The 15,333-nt window shown below is 70.1% G+C and carries 17 protein-coding genes; 11 read left to right on the top strand and 6 right to left on the bottom strand.

Going from position 1 to position 15,333, the window contains the following annotated elements; genetic code table 11:
- Positions 1–176 precede the first annotated feature (176 nt).
- From purM to B0B14_RS11110, 4 genes are read left to right on the top strand one after another with little or no spacing between them, the layout of a single operon-like run.
- Positions 177–1,220 carry a phosphoribosylformylglycinamidine cyclo-ligase gene (purM, locus tag B0B14_RS11125; RefSeq protein WP_372236645.1) on the top strand — a complete coding sequence of 348 codons (1,044 nt, stop codon included), beginning with the start codon at positions 177–179 and terminating at the stop codon, positions 1,218–1,220.
- Positions 1,221–1,253: 33 nt separating this feature from the next.
- Positions 1,254–2,717 (top strand): amidophosphoribosyltransferase, encoded by a 1,464-nt coding sequence (purF, locus tag B0B14_RS11120; RefSeq protein ID WP_076681750.1) that lies wholly within the window; start codon positions 1,254–1,256, stop codon positions 2,715–2,717.
- A 37-nt stretch (positions 2,718–2,754) separates the two neighbouring features.
- The gene (locus B0B14_RS11115) at positions 2,755–3,981 is read left to right on the top strand and encodes an MFS transporter (RefSeq protein ID WP_076681748.1); all 1,227 of its coding nucleotides are present in this window, start codon (positions 2,755–2,757) and stop codon (positions 3,979–3,981) included.
- Between the two features lie 50 nt (positions 3,982–4,031).
- Positions 4,032–4,397, top strand: coding sequence for a TIGR02611 family protein (locus tag B0B14_RS11110; RefSeq protein WP_083710560.1), 366 nt, complete (start codon positions 4,032–4,034; stop codon positions 4,395–4,397).
- A 3-nt stretch (positions 4,398–4,400) separates the two neighbouring features.
- Here B0B14_RS11110 and B0B14_RS11105 read toward each other — a convergent pair whose 3' ends face one another.
- Entirely contained in the window at positions 4,401–4,601 is a 201-nt protein-coding gene (locus B0B14_RS11105; protein ID WP_076681744.1) for a DUF3073 family protein, read from the bottom strand.
- A gap of 160 nt (positions 4,602–4,761) precedes the next feature.
- On the opposite strand from B0B14_RS11105, the gene B0B14_RS11100 reads away from it, so the two are divergent.
- Positions 4,762–5,298: a universal stress protein gene (locus B0B14_RS11100; RefSeq protein ID WP_076681740.1), complete on the top strand. Its 537-nt coding sequence runs from the start codon at positions 4,762–4,764 to the stop codon at positions 5,296–5,298.
- A gap of 111 nt (positions 5,299–5,409) precedes the next feature.
- On the opposite strand, the gene B0B14_RS11095 is transcribed toward B0B14_RS11100, so the two are convergent.
- Together B0B14_RS11095 and B0B14_RS11090 are read right to left on the bottom strand one after the other, a co-directional pair.
- Entirely contained in the window at positions 5,410–6,024 is a 615-nt protein-coding gene (locus B0B14_RS11095) for a PadR family transcriptional regulator (protein ID WP_076682680.1), read from the bottom strand.
- On the bottom strand, positions 6,024–6,866 hold the full coding sequence (locus tag B0B14_RS11090) for a DUF4097 family beta strand repeat-containing protein (protein ID WP_076681737.1): 843 nt from the start codon (positions 6,864–6,866) through the stop codon (positions 6,024–6,026). The genes B0B14_RS11095 and B0B14_RS11090 overlap by 1 nt, the downstream gene beginning before the upstream one ends.
- A gap of 179 nt (positions 6,867–7,045) precedes the next feature.
- Here B0B14_RS11090 and B0B14_RS11085 point away from each other — a divergent pair, with 179 nt between their 5' ends.
- Positions 7,046–7,804, top strand: coding sequence for a MerR family transcriptional regulator (locus B0B14_RS11085; protein ID WP_076681734.1), 759 nt, complete (start codon positions 7,046–7,048; stop codon positions 7,802–7,804).
- A 59-nt stretch (positions 7,805–7,863) separates the two neighbouring features.
- Here the strand turns inward: B0B14_RS11085 and B0B14_RS16580 are convergent, their stop codons facing one another.
- Positions 7,864–8,028 carry a hypothetical protein gene (locus B0B14_RS16580; RefSeq protein WP_179085312.1) on the bottom strand — a complete coding sequence of 55 codons (165 nt, stop codon included), beginning with the start codon at positions 8,026–8,028 and terminating at the stop codon, positions 7,864–7,866.
- Positions 8,029–8,198: 170 nt separating this feature from the next.
- On the opposite strand from B0B14_RS16580, the gene B0B14_RS11080 reads away from it, so the two are divergent.
- The 3 genes from B0B14_RS11080 to B0B14_RS11070 are packed head-to-tail and all read left to right on the top strand — an operon-like array spanning position 8,199 to position 9,993.
- The gene (locus tag B0B14_RS11080) at positions 8,199–9,170 is read left to right on the top strand and encodes a DNA topoisomerase IB (RefSeq protein WP_076681730.1); all 972 of its coding nucleotides are present in this window, start codon (positions 8,199–8,201) and stop codon (positions 9,168–9,170) included.
- Between the two features lie 9 nt (positions 9,171–9,179).
- A complete protein-coding gene (locus B0B14_RS11075; RefSeq protein ID WP_256714366.1) occupies positions 9,180–9,602 on the top strand; it encodes a fluoride efflux transporter FluC in 423 nt (140 codons plus the stop codon).
- Between the two features lie 13 nt (positions 9,603–9,615).
- On the top strand, positions 9,616–9,993 hold the full coding sequence (locus B0B14_RS11070) for a fluoride efflux transporter FluC (protein WP_076681727.1): 378 nt from the start codon (positions 9,616–9,618) through the stop codon (positions 9,991–9,993).
- A 4-nt stretch (positions 9,994–9,997) separates the two neighbouring features.
- Here B0B14_RS11070 and B0B14_RS11065 read toward each other — a convergent pair whose 3' ends face one another.
- Entirely contained in the window at positions 9,998–10,399 is a 402-nt protein-coding gene (locus B0B14_RS11065; RefSeq protein WP_076681724.1) for an AMP-binding protein, read from the bottom strand.
- 283 nt (positions 10,400–10,682) lie between these two features.
- On the opposite strand from B0B14_RS11065, the gene B0B14_RS11060 reads away from it, so the two are divergent.
- Complete coding sequence (locus B0B14_RS11060) at positions 10,683–11,306, top strand: TetR/AcrR family transcriptional regulator (RefSeq protein WP_076681722.1); 624 nt, start codon at positions 10,683–10,685, stop codon at positions 11,304–11,306.
- A gap of 122 nt (positions 11,307–11,428) precedes the next feature.
- Positions 11,429–14,656 (top strand): efflux RND transporter permease subunit, encoded by a 3,228-nt coding sequence (locus tag B0B14_RS11055; protein ID WP_076681718.1) that lies wholly within the window; start codon positions 11,429–11,431, stop codon positions 14,654–14,656.
- 28 nt (positions 14,657–14,684) lie between these two features.
- On the opposite strand, the gene B0B14_RS11050 is transcribed toward B0B14_RS11055, so the two are convergent.
- Entirely contained in the window at positions 14,685–15,308 is a 624-nt protein-coding gene (locus B0B14_RS11050; protein ID WP_076681715.1) for an antibiotic biosynthesis monooxygenase, read from the bottom strand.
- Positions 15,309–15,333: the final 25 nt, after the last annotated feature.

Genomic DNA, 15,333 nt, shown 5'->3' with positions numbered 1-15,333 from the left:
CCGTTCATTGTAGGTCCGCGATCGTCGGGCGCGGCGGAGCGGCCGGAGCCGGGGCATCCGCCGCCCCGGCCCGCCGGTAGGCTGTTGCCGTGGCCGCAGACTCCCCCGAAGCCCCGGTGAATCCCTATCAGCAGGCCGGTGTCGACACGGCGGCCGGCGACCTCGCGGTCGAGCTGATGAAATCCGCCGTCCGGCGCACGCACGGGCAGGAGGTGCTGGGAGGCGTGGGCGGCTTCGCCGGTCTCTTCGACGCCTCCGCGCTGACCTCGTACGAGCGTCCGCTCCTGGCCAGCAGCACCGACGGCGTCGGCACGAAGGTCGCCATCGCGCAGGCCATCGACAAGCACGACACGATCGGTCTCGACCTGGTCGGAATGGTCGTCGACGACATCGTCGTCGTGGGGGCGAAGCCGCTCTTCATGACGGACTACATCGCGTGCGGCAAGGTCTTCCCCGAGCGCATCGCCGACATCGTACGCGGCATCGCCGCCGGCTGCGCGGAGACGGGCACCGCCCTCGTGGGCGGCGAGACGGCGGAGCATCCCGGTCTGCTCGGCATCAACGACTACGACGTCGCGGGGGCGGCGACCGGAGTCGTCGAGGCCTCCCGCATCCTCGGGGCCGACCGCGTGCACGACGGCGACGTCGTGCTGGCGCTGGCCTCCAGCGGCCTGCACTCCAACGGCTACTCGCTCGTGCGGCACATCGTCACCGGCGCGGGCATCCCCTACGCCAACCACGCCGCGGAGTTCGGGACGACGTGGGGCGAGGCCCTCCTCGAGCCGACCCGGCTCTACACGCGTCCGCTCCTGCGCCTCCTCGCCCAGCTCGGCGACGACGTGCACTCCCTCAGCCACGTCACCGGCGGGGGCATCGCGGCCAACCTGGCGCGCGTCATCCCGCAGGACACCTGGGTGGAGGTCGAGCGCTCCACGTGGTCGCCGCCTCCGGTGTTCCGGGTGCTCGCCGATCTCGGCGATCTGACGCTGGAGAGCACCGAGGGCACCTGGAACCTCGGCATCGGCTTCATCGCGGTCGTGTCGCCCGAGAAGGCGGATGCCGCGATCTCGGCGCTCGCCGAAGACGGCATCGCCGCCTGGCAGGTCGGCGTCGTGCGTTCCGGCGCGCGTCCCGCCGGCGAGTTCGAGCAGGGCGCCAAGGGCGTCGACGGCGGCGCCGTGCGCCTGGTCGGCTCGTTCAGCGACGTCCACTCCCACTGAGACCCCACGAGACAGACGGAGCGAGCAACACCCATGTGCGGAATCGTCGGAATGGTCGGACGGGGCCCCGTCAACCAGGAGATCTACGACGCCCTGCTGCTGCTGCAGCACCGCGGCCAGGACTCCACGGGCATCGCGACCGCCGAGCGCAGCGGCATCTTCCACATCGCGAAGGCGAAGGGCCAGGTGCGCGAGGCCTTCCGCACCCGCGACATGCGGGCCCTCCTCGGCGAGATCGGCCTCGGCCACGTGCGCTACGCCACCAAGGGGACCGCGTCGAACGAGGAGGAGGCGCAGCCGTTCTACGTGAACGCGCCGTACGGCATCGTCCTCGTGCACAACGGCAACCTCACCAACACCCGCGAGCTCACCCAGGAGCTGTTCCACAAGGACCGGCGCCACCTCAACACGACGTCCGACACCGAGCTGCTCGTGAACGTGCTCGCCAATGAGCTGCAGTCCTCGATCTCGGGCCTCGAGCTCGGCCCCGACGAGGTGTTCCAGGCGGTGAGCCGCGTGCACGAGCGCGTCGAGGGGTCGTACGCGACCATCGCGCTCATCGCGGGCTACGGTCTCCTGGCCTTCCGCGACCCGTTCGGCATCCGTCCCCTCATCATCGGCACGCGCGTGTCGGACGAGGGCGGCTACGAGTGGATCGTCGGATCCGAGTCGCTCATCCTCGAGAACGCGGGCTTCGAGGTCGTGCGCGACGTCGAGCCGGGCGAAGCGGTGTTCATCGACCTCGAAGGGCACCTGCACACGAAGCAGTGCGCCGAGGCACCGCAGCTCACGCCGTGCTCGTTCGAGTACGTGTACCTCGCGCGCCCCGACTCGATCATGAACGGCATCTCGGTGTACGAAGCGCGACTGCGGATGGGCGAGCGGCTCGCCGACACGATCGCGAAGTACACCCCGGCCGGGTCGATCGACGTCGTGATGCCGATCCCCGACTCGTCGCGCCCCGCCGCGATGCAGGTGGCCCGCAAGCTCGGCCTCGAGTACCGCGAGGGCTTCTACAAGAACCGCTACGTCGGCCGCACGTTCATCATGCCGGGCCAGGCGGTGCGCAAGAAGAGCGTGCGCCAGAAGCTCAACGCGATGTCGAGCGAGTTCAAGGGCAAGAACGTGCTCCTGATCGACGACTCGATCGTGCGCGGGACGACCTCCAAGGAGATCATCCAGATGGCGCGGGATGCCGGGGCCAAGTCGGTCACGTTCGCCTCCGCCGCGCCGCCGGTGCGCTTCCCCCACGTGTACGGCATCAACATGCCCTCCCGCCAGGAGCTCGTGGCCCACGGTCGGACGATCCCGGAGATCGCCGAGGAGCTGGGGGCCGACTACCTGGTGTATCAGGAGGTCAGCGACCTGAAGGCCGCGATCCTCGAGGGGTCGCCGGATGTCGAAGACCTCGACATGAGCTGCTTCGACGGCCGCTATGTGACGGGGACGGTGTCGGACGAGTATCTGGCATGGGTCGAGGGCTCGCAGGAGTCGTGACCCACCGGGGCGGGATCCTCGCCCCTAGGCTGACCTGATGAGCTCCGCCGCACCGCTTCCGCTGTGGCGCGGGCGCACCCTGGCCCTGCTGGGCATCGTGCTGTTCGCGTTCTCGCTGCGTTCGGCCGTGGCATCCCTCTCGCCCGTCATCGACCACATCGACCGCGACTTCGCCCTCTCACCGGCGATCGTGGGGCTCATCGGCACCGCGCCGCCCGTCTGCTACGCGGTCTTCGGGCTGCTCACACCGCAGCTCGAGCGCCGTCTCGGTCTCGAGCGGCTCGCGGTGATCGCGATGGCCGTGGCCGCCGTCGGACTCATCGCGCGTGGCTTCTCCTCCTCCGGACTGACCCTGCTGGGCTCGACCGCGATCATCTTCGCCGCCGTCGGCATCGGCAACGTGCTGCTGCCGCCCCTCGTGCGCACGTACTTCCCCGACCGCGTCGGCCTCGTCACGACCCTCTACTCGATGCTGCTCGCCGTGTCGACGTTCCTGCCTGCGCTCGTGGCCGTGCCGGTAGCCGATGCCGTGAGCTGGCGTGCGTCGCTGGGCATGTGGGCGGTGTTCTCCCTCGCGGCGATGATCCCGTGGATCGCGCTCCTCGTACGGACGCGGAACTCGGACGACGGCCGACTCGAAGGGGCGAACGCCGCGGTCTTCGGACGGATGTGGCGCCTTCCGCTCGCGTGGGCCCTGGTCGTCGCCTTCACCGTCTCGGGGACGCTGGCCTACGTCTCGTTCGCGTGGCTGCCGCAGATCCTCGTGGAGATCGCGGGCGTGACCCCGGCGCAGGCGGGCGCGCTCCTGTCGCTCTTCGCGGCGATGGGGCTGCCCGCCTCGCTCGTCGTCCCGATCCTGGTCGCGCGGTTCCACGCCACGAGGGCGCTGTTCGCGGTGTCGGTCGTGACGGGGCTGGCGGGCGTCGGTGGGCTCCTCGTCGCACCCGCCACGGCGACGTGGCTGTGGGTCGCGCTCCTCGGGCTCAGCCCGCTGCTCTTCCCGTTGACGCTCGTGCTGCTCGGGCTCCGTTCCCGCACCCACGAGGGCGCGGTCGCGCTCAGCGGCTTCGTGCAGAGCATCGGCTACGCCATCGTGGCGGTGTTCCCGGTCTCCGTCGGCATCCTGTACGACGCCACGGGGTCGTGGACGGGGCCGCTCGTGGTGCTGGCCGTGGTGGTGAGCGCCGCCGTGCCGGCGGGGATCGTCGCAGCCCGCCGCCGCACGGTCGAGGACGAGTGGGAGAGCCGTCACGGCTCCTGGTGATCCGGGAAAGCTCACAGCTTCATCGCGATATATCGTGTTAGGTTCGGCACATGTCCGATGCTTCCCTGGAACGCACCGTCCGCGCCGAGATCGCGGAGGGGGAGCGTCCCGACCGTCCGATCCGCCGCGTGCTGCGCTCCGTGCGCGCGTGGGTGGCCCGGCATCCGCGTCTCGACGTCGCCTACCGCGCAGCGGTGGGCGTCTTCGGCGGAGTGCTCACCGTCGGCGGCCTGCTGCTGGTGCCCCTCCCAGGGCCCGGCTGGCTCGTCGTGTTCCTCGGCCTCGCGGTGCTGGGCACCGAGTTCCACTGGGCCCGTCGCGTCGCGCAGTGGCTCAAGCGTCAGCTCGACCGGTTCTGGACCTGGTGGCGAGCCCGCCGCGCTGCGCGCGCGGACGCACGGAACTCCGCCGCGTAGGGCTTATCGAGCGGACTCGACCTCGGACTTGCGTCCGCCTTCGTCTTCGCCCTCGTCGTACTGGTCGGCCCACTTGTCGACGTACTGATCGTCGGACGGGTGGCCGAGCTCACGCTCGAGCGCGGAGTAGTTCACGCTGTACGTGTCGTACTTGAGTTCGCGCGCGATCTTGGTGTGCTTCGCCTTTTGACGGCCACGCCCCATGCGAGACCCCCTCATTTCTGAGTCGCGGGCTGACTGCGGGCATTCCGCTGTCCGAAGCCCGGGCAATCAATATCCGGCTGTAGCCGGTAAGAGTAGCATTCAGAATAACACGGAGCTTCCGGGCGCCGGCGGCTCCGCACCGGGGCGAGAGGGGCGATCCATGTCGGATGAGGCATTCGAGGTCACGGACGCGGGCGCGAAGGATGCGGCGCACGGTGCGGTGATCGTCGGGGTCGTGCCGAAGCTGCCGTCCCGCGTCGTGAGAGAAGCCGCGAGGTACGCGAAGCTCCTGCGGGTGCCGCTTCTCGTGGTGCACGTCGACGTGTCGCGCTTCGTCACCTACGAAGACCCCGACGGATACGTCCACTCCGCTCCGATCGACATGAACATCGCGGCCGGGGAGAGCGATCTCGCCGCCGTGAAGGCGGAGACGGCCGCGACCCTCGACGGCGTCGAGGTCGAGTGGAGCGTGCGGCAGCTCGTGGGCGACCCCGCCCTCGCGATGAAGCACCTCGCCGAGCAGCTTGACGCGAGACTCCTCGTCGTGGGGACGCGCCGCCGCGGGATCGGCGAGTCGATCCGCGAGTTCTTCACGGGCTCCGTCGCCGCGCGCCTCGCGCATCGCCAGCACCGGCCGATCCTGGTCGTCCCGCTCGGCGAGCCCGTGCCGGACGACGAGGAGATCTGGCCCGTCTGACGCCGTCGCGGCCGATGTGCCGCGCGACGCCGTCGAAGATGTAGGACGACACGCCGTCCGGCCGCGGCCGAGGGCGTGTCGTCCTGGAATCTCCTCCGGTCTCCGACCCGATCAGCCGCCGCGCAGCATCCGGGTGAGGTTGCGCGAAGCCTCGTCGAGCGCACCGGTGAGGTCGTCGACGACCGAGGCCGCCAGCTCGCCTCCGCGCGCGAGGTGCGTGCGGAGGTCGCTGCGGACCTGTGCGCGGAACTCGGCGATGGATGCCTCGGCGCGGTGCATCTGCTCGCGACTCTGCACCCGGGGGTCGTCGCCCGGCGGAGGAGCGGAGGCGGCGGCCGCACGCTCGTCGCGCGTCGCCGCAGCCAGATCGGCGCGGAGGCTCTTCATCGCCTCGCGCACGCTTCCGCGGACCTCGTCGGCGATGAGGCGCACGCTGTCGGTGAGCCCCGCTTCGATGCCTTCGAGGTCGCCCGCCCGCGAGGCGACTTCGGCACGGCCGGCCTCGGTGATCTCGTAGACGGTCTTCCGCCCGTCGATGGACTTGGTGACGAGCCCTTCCTCCTCGAGCTTGGCGAGGCGGGGGTAGATCGTTCCGGCGCTGGGCGTGTACGTGCCGCCGGTGCGGTCCGACAGGGCCTGCATGATGTCGTACCCGTGCCGCGGGCCCTCGTCGAGCAGGTTCAGCAGGTACAGGCGGAGGTCGCCGTGCGAGAAGACGGGACTCATCACCATTCCCCCTCTTCCACGACCGGGGCGGCGGCGACGGGGCGGCGGAGCACGGTGATGTCTCCCGACACGGAGTTCGCGCGCACGTCGGCGAACATGCCGCTCAGCTCGCCGACGGAGTCGACGTAGTTCGTCGGCGTCGAGGTCGAGCGCTTGACGCCGTCGATCTGCACGCGTCCGCTCACGCTGCGGGTGACGTAGTTTGCGGGGAAGCCCTCGTCGAGGCGGATCGTCGAGCCGCCGGAGACGGTGTTCAGGTTGACGGTGGCGATGGGGCCGCTCGAATCGACGAGCATCGCCCCGGAGACCGTGTCGATCGTCGCCTTGCGGATCGTGCCGGTGGCCGCGACATCGCCCGAGACGCTGTTGGCGCTCAGGGCGCCTTCGAGACCGCGCACCTGCACGTCGCCCGAGACGGCGTTGACCGACAGGTCGCCGCGGAGGCCGTCGACCAGGATGTCGCCCGAGACGGTGTTGAGCTTCGCGTCGGTCGACAGGCCTGCCACCAGGGCGCTGGCCGAGACGACGCCCAGGGTGAGGGCGACGGAGCGGGGGACCGCGACGCTGATCTCGGCCTTGGGGCCGCCGGCGCCGAAGTTGCGGAACACCTCGAGGAAGTTGTCCCAGCGCAGCTGCGGGTGGTCGATCTCCACGACGTCGCCGGACACCTCGATGCGGAGGTCCTTGACGGTGACGCCGTGCACTTCGATGCGGGCGCCGGGTTCGTCATGGGCGACGACGTCGATCTGGCCGCCGACGAGGCCCACCTTCAGGGTCCGGACGGCCTCCACGTCGATGACGCGGGTCTCGCCGGGGTGGATGATCCACTTCTCGAGAGTCATTGTTCCTTCTCCCTGTCGGGTTCTGTTGAGGGTCGTTTCGCGATATATCGTGATGTGATGAGAGTAACACGATATATCGCGAGTTAGTCAAGCCATGTCGCCCAACTCCCAGGAATCCGCCTTGACCTTGACGCCACGTCAACCTTTAGCGTGGTGCTCACACGAGAGGAGGAGCCGACATGGAGTGGTCGATCCAGCAGATCGCGAAGATCGCCGGCACGACGAGCAGAACCCTGCGCCATTACGGCGAGGTCGGACTGCTCGCGCCGTCGAGCATCGGCCCGAACGGATACCGCCACTACGACGAGGCGTCCCTGGTGCGGCTGCAGCGCATCCTGCTGCTGCGGGACCTCGGGCTGGGCCTCTCGCAGATCTCCGAGGTGCTCGCTCGCGAGACCTCGGAGGAGCGCGCGCTCGTCGGCCACCTCTCGTGGCTGCGCGAGGAGCAGCACCGGCTGTCGCGGCAGATCGCGGCGGTCGAGTCCACCATCGAGGCGATGAGAGGAGGTGAACGACTCATGGCAGAGAAGATGTTCGACGGCTTCGACCACACGCAGTACCGGGACGAGGTCGAACAGCGCTGGGGCGCCGACACGTACGCGCGGAGCGACGCGTGGTGGCGGTCGATGGACGCCGACGCGCAGTCGGCGTTCAGGGGGCGCGTCGCCGACCTCCACTCGGACTGGATCGTCGCGGCGGATGCCGGGATCGCGCCGGATTCCGAGGAGGCGCAGGCGCTGGCCGGGCGGCACGTCGAGTGGCTGACCGGCATCCCGGGCACGCCCGCAGCTGAGCCGGGCGACGACGCGAAGGCGTACGTCGCCTCCATCGGCGACATGTACGTCGCGGATCCGCGCTTCGCGAAGAACTACGGCGGCCCGAAGGGCGCCGAGTTCGTGCGCGATGCGCTGCGGGTGTACGCCGCGACCCGCATGTAGGGCGCGGAAACCACGGATGCCCCGACCCTGAGGGGCCGGGGCATCCGTCTCTTCGAAGATCAGGTGCGGTTGCGACCGCTGATGACCCGGAAGAGGAAGGCGATGAGGGCGATGACGGCCACGACGAGCGCGACCCACAGCAGCCAGTTGAGTGCGGCGTTCAGCCCGCCGACGATGGCGAGCACGACGGCGACGACGATGATGATGATGAGGGCGATGTTCAAGGGGGCCTCCTAGTCTTGGCCGCCGGGGTGGGGCGGCGTGCCTCTCGGGCAGTGCTTCCACGTTGGCACGATCGAGGGGCCCTTCGCGGGGGGTTGACGGGCCCTTGGCGACGGTGATACCGGCTGTCAAGCCCCACTTTCCGTGAACTTGCACGGCGTAGCGTGCAGGGATGGCCGGTCTCGTGCGTGTGCGGCCGGGCGACGACCCCGGCTTCCGCCGCCTTCGCGCGGGAGCAGGCTTCCGCTACGTCGACGCCCGCGGGCAGGCGGCGTCGGACGAAGATCGCGAACGCATCCACGACCTCGTGATCCCGCCCGCGTGGGTCGACGTGTGGATCGCGCGCGATCCCCAGGGGCATATCCAGGCGGTCGGAACCGACGAGGCGGGCAGGAAGCAGTACCTGTACCACGCGGGCTGGCGGGCCCGACGCGACCGGGGGAAGTTCGCGCGGGCGCTGCAGCTCGCCGAGGCCCTGCCCCGTGCCCGCGGGAAGGTGACGACGGGGCTCCGCCGCGCAGAGCTCGATCGGGAGCGCGTGCTCTCCGCGGCGTTCCGCCTGCTCGACCAGGCGGCGCCCCGCATGGGATCGTCGCGCTACCTGGAACGCCACGGCAGCCGCGGTCTCACCACGCTGCAGCGACGGGACGCCGTGGTGGAGGCATCCGTCATCACCCTGTCCTTCCCGGCCAAGAGCGGGAAGCGCGCCTTCCTCGAGGTGGACGACGCCGACCTCGCCGCCGCGATCGAGCTCCTTGCGGCGGGACGCCGGGGGTCTCCGCTGCTGGCCTACGACAAGGGCCGTCGACGCTCCGCGCTCTCGCCGGGCGACGTCAACGCGCACATCCGGGCCCTCACCGGAGGGACCTTCACGGCGAAGGACTTCCGCACCCTCCGCGGCACGATCCTGGCGGCGGAGGCGCTGGCGCGGATCGGCACCGTCGACACGGCGCGCGACCGCAAGCGCGCCGAGAACCTCGCGGTGCAGGCGACGGCGGAGGCCCTCGGCAACACGCCGGCCGTCGCGCGGAGCTCGTACATCGACCCGCGGGTGTTCGCCAGATACGAGAAAGGCCGACTCCTGGAACTCGGGGTCTCGCCGGAGTCCGCGATCCGCGCGCTGCTCAGAAAGGGATCGGCGTAGCCTGACGCCGTGCCTTCCGTCCGCGCCGTGTCGATCCCGTCGCTGCTGATGGTGATCGCCGGCGGAACGATCGGCGTCGCCCTGCGTGCCGCGGTGGTGCTGCCGTGGGCCGCCGACGCCCACCCCCTCGCGGTGCCGTCGGTGACGCTCGCGGTCAACCTCCTCGGCTCGTTCGCGCTCGGCCTCGTCGTGGCACGCCTGGGCGACACCCGCCCACGGCTGCGCGCCTTCCTCGGCACCGGCGTGCTCGGCGGGTTCACCACCTACAGCGCGTTCGCCGTGCAGACCGTCGACGTCTTCACCGCCGCACCCCTGGTCGGCCTCGCGCTCGCCGCGGTGTCGGTCGTCGGCGGCGTGGCGTGCGCCGCTCTCGGACTGCGCGTCGGACGCGGGGGCGCCACCCCCGCGGCGATTCCGGAGGACGCCGAGTGAGAGGACGCACGCGATGACCGGCTGGCCGCTCTTCCTCGCCGTCGCGATCGCCGGAGGCCTCGGCGCGGGGCTTCGGTACGTCGTCGACGCGACCGTGATGCGGGGGCGGACGGATGCCTTTCCGCTGGGGATCCTGCTCGTCAACGTGTCCGGCTCGTTCGTGCTCGGGCTCGCGACCGGAATCGCCTCGACGTTCGCCGGCGACTGGATCGTCGTCGTCGGCACGGGGCTGCTGGGCGGCTACACGACGTTCAGCACGGTGTCGGTCGAGACGGCGCTGCTCGCGCAGCGCGGGCGACGGTCGTGGGCGTCCGCGAATCTGATCGCGACGCTCGTGCTCGCGGTCGTGGCCGCAGCCGTGGGGCTCGCCGTCGGGCGGCTCTTCTCGTAGCGGTTCAGGCCGCGGCGTCGTGGACCACGTGGTCGACCGTCGCGACGACCGCCACGAGCCCGCGGGCGATCGTCCGAGCGGGATCGACGCCGCGATCGACCACCAGGAGCGCGGCTGCCGATGCGCGCACGGCACGCGTCGTCGCGACCGGCCCTTTGGCGGGGTCGATGAGCGCGACGCTGGCCCCGAGCCGTCGTGCGGCGAACACGAGCACGAGCACCTCGCCACGATCGGAGAGCCGGGCGGCCACGACGTCTCCCGTCGTGATGCCGTAGTCGAGCAGCGTGCGCTGGGTGGCGTCCACTCGCCGCGCGAAGAGCACGTCGGCGAGGTCGCCCGACGCACTCAGCAGGCGCGCATCGCTCGTCTCGGGGATCACGGTGTCGGGAGTGTCTCTCACCAGCATCAGTCCTCCTTCGGAGCGGATGTGGATCCAGCGGGGCGGCGTCGTCCCCCCGGATACGCCTGCCCCGCCGCCGCGCCGGCCGGAGCCGGCGACGGATTCGGACCCACGGCGCCGGTGCGCGATGCGCGGTCCGGCGCCATCCGTCCGATGGCCAGGGATCAGCAGATCAGAAAACTGGACGAATGACAAGTGTTCTTTGGACAAGTGTCTTGATCGTGACCTGAAGATCATGAAATCTGCTGGTCGGGGGGCGTATCATCGCCCTGAGGAGGTCGCGGGGATCATGAGCACAGCGATGGAGCGTGCGGACCGAGCCAGTGTCGACAAGTTCGGTCAGCGCCGACAGATGCTTGCCGCCTCCGCCCTCGCCGCGATCGCGGAACGCGGATATGCCCGCACGGGCATGCGTGACATCGCCCAGCATTCCGAGCTCTCCCACGGATCGCTCCACTACTACTTCGACGACAAGGACGACCTGGTCGCCCTCGCGGTGTGGAACTACAAGTCGGAGTGCGCGCGGCGTTACGACCCCATCATCGAGACGGCGCAGACGAGCGAGGAGTTCGCCGAGCGCTTCGGGCTCGAGATGTCGACGACGATGCGCGACGAGGCATCCCTGCATCGTCTCTGGTACGACCTTCGCAACCAGGCGCTCTTCACGGAGGGGTTCCGCGACACGATCGTGCGGATCGACGCCCTCCTGCACGACATGGTCTGGGCGGTGGTGGTGCGCTACGCCGAGCTCGAAGGTCGCGCACCGGCGCTGGCTCCGACACTCGCCTACGGCCTGTTCGACGGCCTGTTCCAGAACACGCTCATCCGCTACCTGCGGGGGGATGCCTCGGCGGTCGACGAGCTGCGGGAGGCCGCGCCCGCGCTTCTGCGCACGGCACTGCAGCCGACCTGACGACTCCGCGGAGATTCCGGGCGAGAACACAGGATGCCCGATGGGATACTGAACCCGATACACCCGCGTATCGACCGCCCACAGCAACCCGGCGGCGCCCACCTCCTCCTGCGAAGGCCCTCGTGTTCAATCTCGCCGTCCTGAGTCTCAAGAACCGTGCCCTCATCGCCCTGGTGACCATCGTCGCCGCCATCTTCGGCGGCCTCGCGCTCACGAGCCTCAAGCAGGAGCTGATCCCCTCGATCGAGTTCCCGCAGCTGTCGGTCGTGACGACCTATCCCGGTGCGTCGCCGGATGTCGTGAACAACGACGTGTCGACGCCCATCGAGACCGCCATCCAGGGCATCCCCGGACTCGAGTCGACGACGGCCACGAGCACGACGAACGCCTCGATCATCCAGGCGTCCTTCACGTACGGCACCGACCTCGCGACGGCCGAGCAGAAGATCCTGCAGGCGATCAACCGCATCAAGAGCACGCTGCCCGAGAGCGTCGAGCCCAACGTGGTGTCGTTCTCGATCGACGATCTGCCGGTCATCCAGATCGCCGTCACGGGCTACGACGACGAGGAGACGATCCAGGCCCAGCTCGAGGCCTCCGCCATCCCCGACATCGAAGACATCGACGGCGTGGGCGCTGCGCAGATCGTCGGAGGCCGCGGCCAGCGCATCACGATCACCCCCGACCCGGCGCTGCTGGCCGAGAAGGGCTACTCCCAGGAGGCGATCACCGACGCGCTCGATCAGAACGGCGTGCTGTTCCCCGGCGGCACCGTGACCGAGGGCGACCAGACCCTCACGGTGCAGACCGGCGCGAAGATCACCTCGGTCGACGAGCTCGCCGCCCTCCCGCTCGTGCCGTCGGATGCCGCGCAGTTCCAGGCCGGTGCCGTCACGATCGGCGACGTCGCCGCGGTCGTCCAGGCGCAGGATCCCGTGACCTCGATCTCGCGCGTCGACGGCGAGCCGGCCGTCACGATCGCCGTCACGAAGCTTCCCGCCGCGAACACCGTCGACGTGTCGCGCGCCGTCACCGCAGCGCTCCCCGATCTTCAGGACGCGATCGGGTCGGAGGCGCAGTTCACGGTCATCTTCGACCAGGCGCCGTTCATCGAGCAGTCGATCGAGGCGCTCGCGCAGGAGGGCCTGCTCGGCCTCGTCTTCGCGGTCATCGTGATCCTGATCTTCCTGATGTCGGTGCGCTCGACGCTCGTGACCGCCATCTCCATCCCCACGAGCGTGCTCATCACGTTCGTCGGCATCCAGGCGTTCGGCTACTCCCTCAACATCCTCACCCTCGGCGCGCTCACGATCGCGATCGGACGCGTCGTCGACGACTCGATCGTCGTCATCGAGAACATCAAGCGCCACTACGTCGGCACGGCCGACAAGAAGGCCTCGATCCTGCTCGGCGTGCGCGAGGTCGCCGCCGCGATCACCGCGTCGACCATCACGACCGTGGCCGTGTTCCTTCCGATCGCGTTCGTCGGCGACGTCACGGGCGAGCTGTTCCGCCCGTTCGCGCTCACGGTCACGATCGCGATGCTCGCATCGCTCTTCGTGGCGCTGACGATCGTGCCCGTGCTGGCCTACTGGTTCCTCCGCCCCGGCAAGCCGCTGCTCGACGACGCCGGCCAGGAGATCGATCCGGAAGACCCCGCCGCGCCCCCGTCGCGACTGCAGCGCTCGTACCTGCCGATCCTCCGCTGGACGCTCAGGCACTCGTGGGTGACGCTGCTCCTCGCCGTGCTCGTCCTCGCCGGCACGGCTGCGGCCGCGCCCTTCATGAAGCTCAACTTCCTCGGCGACTCCGGCCAGAACACGTTCACGATGACGCAGGAGGTCGGCCCGTCGGCGAGCCTCGACGCCGAGGACGCCGCCGCGGCGAAGGTCGAAGCGGCCATCGTCGACATCGAGGGCATCGAGAGCGTGCAGACCTCGATCGGCTCGTCCGGATCGGCCCTGCGCGACGCGTTCTCCGGCGGCGGAAGCGGTGTGACGTACTCGATCACGACCGATCCCGACGCCGATCAGGATGCCGTGCGCACCGCCGTCCAGGAGGCCGTCGCCGACCTCGACGACGTCGGCACGATCACGGTGGCCGCCGGTGGCGGAGGGTTCGGATCGAGCGACATCGAAGTCGATGTCACGGCACCGGATGCCGCCACCCTGCAGGAGGCGACCGACCTGGTCGTGACGGCTCTCGATGGCCAGGACGGCTTCGACCAGGTCACCTCGAACCTCGCCGCATCCCTTCCGTACGTCGCCGTGACCGTGGATCGCGACACGGCCGCCTCGCTCGGCCTCTCGGAGGTCGCCGTCGGGGCGCTCGTCGCGAACACCATGCAGCCCCGCTCGATCGGCACCGTCGAGATCGACGGCACCGGACTGACGGTGTACCTGGCGAAGGACGCCGTGCCCGCGACGATCGACGAACTCCGGGCGCTCGAGATCCCGAGCGCGACCGGTGTGATCCGCCTCGATGCCGTCGCGACGGTCGAGGAGAGCCAGGGCCCGACCTCGATCACGACGCAGCGCGGCCAGCGCACCGCGACCGTCACCGTCACGCCCAGCGGCGACGCGCTGAACGAGGCATCCGCCACCGTCACGACCGCGCTCGCCGACGTCGATCTGCCCACGGGCGCAGACGCCGAGCTCGGCGGTGTCGTGACCCAGCAGCAGGACGCGTTCGCGCAGCTCGGGCTCGCGATGCTCGCCGCGATCCTGATCGTCTACATCGTCATGGTCGCGACCTTCAAGTCGCTCCGCCAGCCGCTCCTCCTGCTGATCTCGGTGCCCTTCGCGGCGACCGGAGCGATCCTGCTGCAGATCATCACGGGCGTGCCCCTCGGCGTCGCCTCGCTCATCGGTGTCCTGATGCTCATCGGCATCGTCGTCACGAACGCGATCGTGCTCGTCGACCTCGTGAACCAGTACCGCGAGAAGGGCCTGTCGGCCTACGACGCGACGATCGCCGGCGGCGCGCGACGCCTCCGCCCGATCCTCATGACCGCGCTCGCGACGATCCTGGCCCTCACCCCGATGGCGATCGGCATCACCGGGCACGGCGGGTTCATCTCGCAGCCGCTCGCGATCGTCGTGATCGGCGGACTCGTGTCGTCCACGGTCCTGACGCTGCTCGTGCTCCCGACGCTGTACAACCTCGTCGAGGGCGCGAAGGAGCGTCGTGCGGCCCGCAGGAACGGCGGGACGGATGCTGCGCAACTCGACGGCCGGGATGCTCCGGATGCCGGGCCGTCCGCCGGCGAGCCCGCCCTCGCGGGGGGCCTGCCCTCCTCCGCGCCCGTCGTGCAGGAGCGCCGGACGCGTCGCGACCTCCGCCGCAGCTGATTGGGCGCGCCGCCGGCTCGGACCGGGGCTACGCGCGCCCGCGCTGCAGCCAGGGGCGGAGCATCCGGGTCACCCAGGGGAGCACCGCGTACGTCATGACGGGTGTGAGGAGCACCGTCGCCAGCAGCACGCGGGCCCACAGCGGCCACTCGACGAAGCCGGGGACGAAGCCCAGCAGCCAGGAGGCGAGCAGGTTCGTCGGGAAGAACCCCAGCCAGATCGTCACGGCCTGCTTCCACCGCGGAGGCGCTGCCGGGATGGGCTGCTGGATCGGACCCGTCGCCGGGGCGGCATCCGTCGTCGTCCGCGATTCGATGTGCGTGGCGAACGGGGCGTCGAACCAGCCCTCGATGCCCGTGCGTCGCTCGACGCGCACCTCCCGCGCGAACGCGTGACCCGACTCGAGCCACCATTCGCGCTGGGGCGACTGCTCCCAGGCCTCGAGGGTCGGGATGTCGCGGAAGCGGTAGAGCATGTACCAGAGGTCGCTCGTCTCACCGGCGCGCACCCAGCCCGAGCCGAGGAAGCCGGTGAAGCCCGCGGCGAGGTCGGTGCCGGCCTGCATCCAGCTCGTGGCCTCGATCGCCCGGGTCGGGTCGATGCGGCGCTCGATGGCGACGGTGATGGGGTGGGATGCCTCGGACTCGACCATGCATCCATTGTCGGTCGCGCGTGTG

The organism is Microbacterium sp. RU33B, from assembly GCF_900155915.1.
In the GTDB taxonomy this organism is placed as follows: Bacteria; Actinomycetota; Actinomycetes; order Actinomycetales; family Microbacteriaceae; genus Microbacterium.
This window is presented reverse-complemented; position numbering and strand designations above follow the sequence as displayed.